Source organism: Mesorhizobium sp. M1A.F.Ca.IN.020.06.1.1 (genome assembly GCF_004023265.1).
Classification (GTDB): domain Bacteria; phylum Pseudomonadota; class Alphaproteobacteria; order Rhizobiales; family Rhizobiaceae; genus Mesorhizobium.
The window spans coordinates 1-2,466 of sequence record NZ_RZSR01000895.1; the positions used below are offsets into that span (position 1 = coordinate 1).

Annotated in this window: 2 protein-coding genes and 1 pseudogene; all 3 read right to left on the reverse strand. The window is 62.8% G+C overall.

From position 1 onward, the window contains the following. Positions 1–747: cell wall hydrolase (locus EOA60_RS28640; RefSeq protein ID WP_164899615.1), on the reverse strand; the 747-nt coding region annotated here is incomplete at its 3' end. Between the two features lie 216 nt (positions 748–963). After that, positions 964–1,287, reverse strand: a complete 324-nt coding sequence (locus EOA60_RS28645) for a YbaB/EbfC family nucleoid-associated protein (protein WP_066996259.1) — start codon at positions 1,285–1,287, stop codon at positions 964–966. A gap of 92 nt (positions 1,288–1,379) precedes the next feature. Then, a pseudogene (locus tag EOA60_RS28650) lies at positions 1,380–2,466 on the reverse strand (DNA polymerase III subunit gamma/tau); the annotation flags it as partial.

The following is a 2,466-nucleotide window of genomic DNA, read 5'->3' on the forward strand; positions in this document are numbered from 1 at the left end:
CGTCACATAGGTCTGCTGGGCAGCAACGGTTGTGGTCTTGGCCGGAAGCGCTGGCGCGGCAGCCGCGGTCGTAGCGGCCTGCTTGGCCGGATCAGCATGAACGATCGTCTTGACCACCGGCTCGGCGGAAGCGACGAGGACCGGAGCGGTGGGGTCGGTCTTCTGCGACTTGCCGGAGGCCATGGCGACCATCGGCTCATCCGACAACGGCTGCCAGTTGCGGCCGCGCTTCTCATAGAAGGCATTGCCGCCGGCCACCATCGTGTAGTGCATGTTCTTGTAGGGGAAACGCAGGCCGGCGGTGTGGAAGAACATCGTGTTCTTGAGCTTGGCCTTGCGCTCGCCTTTCAGCACTGCCTCGGCGGCTTCCTCGACATCTGGCAATGCCCGCGAATTCATCGGGCGCGTCAGCACGCCCGGGGCGAACTGGCCCTTTTCGCCGACGACCTCGCAGATCGTGCTGCCATGCTGTCCCGAGCGTAGCCGGTTCATCACGACCGTGCCGACGGCGATCATGCCGTCACGGCTCGACCGGTTGGACTCGAAGAACATCGCCCTTTGCAGGCACTCCTTGTCCTTCATCGAGTATTTATAGGAACGCGAGCTGAGGAAGCTCGGGGTGACGGCGTCGGTCAGGCTCGCCACCGACATGCCATGTGAAGCGGTCTGGCTGCAGCCGGCCAGGAGCAAGGGGGAAGCGGCGATGCCGATAAGCAGCAGCGGCGTCTTCCATCGCGTCGCGATCAACAAAAAAGCCTCATTTCCAGATGCCAGCCCGCCCCGAGATGTGGCAAGAATGAGACTCTTTCAGGCAAAAAGATGGCTAGATGGTTAGCAACCTCTGGACTTGGGTAAAACTTTATGAATGTCGCGAAATGAGCCCGTGAGCATGCCGGCAAAATGGTTAATATTGCGGCCTGGGCTCAATTTTCGTTCACCATCAATTAACTGGTGGCAGATGCCTTAGAACGGCAATTTCATTCCGGGCGGTATAGGCAAGCCCGCAGTCAATGCCTTGGTCTTTTCCTGCATGACCAGCTCGACCTTATTTTTGGCATCATTGTGAGCGGCCAACAGCAAGTCTTCGAGGATCTCCACCTCGTCGTCCTTCAGCAAGGACGGATCGATCTTCAGCGCCTTCATTTCGAACTTGCCGGTCAGGGTCACGCTGACCAGGCCGCCACCCGCCTGCCCAGTGGCTTCCAGGGTGGCGATCTCATCCTGCATGGCCTGGAACTTGGCCTGCATTTCCTTTGCCTTGCCCATCAGGCCGAGAAGATCCTTCATCGTGAAACTTCCTCTTGTTGGAATCTACGTTAACGCGAATATGATCTTGACCGAAACCGGTCCGTACTCTTTCCCTGACGCGTTCGTCAGCTCTAAATCTCTTCGTCGTCGGCAGCCGGCTCAACCGGCAGGTCGGCGTCAGCGCCTTCCGCTTCCGGCACATCGGGAATGCGCACGTCGATGATCTTGGCGCCGGGAAAGCGGGCGAGGATGGCGGCGACGGTCGGATCGCTCCTGGCATCGGAGAAGGCGTTCTCGCGCTTTGTCGTCTCCATCTCGGCCAGCGTCTTGCTACCCTCTTCCTTCGACAGCGAGACCAGCCAGTTGCGGCCGGTCCAGGCACGCAGCTTGGAGGTCAGGTCGTTGAGCAGCATCTTGGGCGCATCGTCGGTCAGGCTGACGTCGATGCGGCCAGGCTCGATGCGCACCAGCCGCACGCAGCGCTTGACCAACACCTTGAAGGCGATGTCGCGGTTGGCATCGGCCAGGGCCGCGATGTCGGCCAGCGACTTCACCGGAACGGCCGGTGTTTCGATGACCGGTTCGGGCGCCGGGACGAAGGCGGCGGGCGCGGGCTGCATCTCGACCAGCCGCATGGTCTGCCCTCCGCCGTTAGAGGCCGGCATCCGCGCCGGCGCCACGGCATTTGTGCCGCCGCCACTGCTTGCCGGCGCTCCATTGGCGCGCGGAGCGCCATTCGGCACAGGGGCCGCCCCCTCGAGCGATTTCAGCGCTTCGTCCAGCGTCGGCAGGTCGGCGGCGTGCGCCAGCCGGATCAGCACCATCTCGCCGGCGCTGACCGGACGGTTGGAGGACTGCACCTCGGGAATACCTTTCAGGAGCATCTGCCAGGTTCGCGAGAGCACGCGCACCGACAGCGTGCTCGCAAATTCGGCGCCGCGCCGCCGCTCGTCCTCGGAGAGCGAGGCATCATTGGCCGCGGCCGGCACGAACCGCAGACGCGTAACGAGGTGGTTGAATTCCGCCAGGTCGGTGAGCACCGCGGCCGGATCGGCGCCGGTATCGTATTGTGCGCGGAATTCGGACAAGGCCGCCGCAACATCGCCCTTCATGACGTGCTCGAACAGGTCGATGATACGGGCGCGGTCGGCCAAGCCCAACATGGCGCGAACGGCGGCGGCGCTGACGGTGCCGCTGCCATGGGCGATCGCCTGATCG

Bases quoted from the DNA above. Each gene is read 5' to 3' on its own strand.
- EOA60_RS28645 (WP_066996259.1), bottom strand. From the start codon at position 1,287: ATGAAGGATCTTCTCGGCCTGATGGGCAAGGCAAAGGAAATGCAGGCC.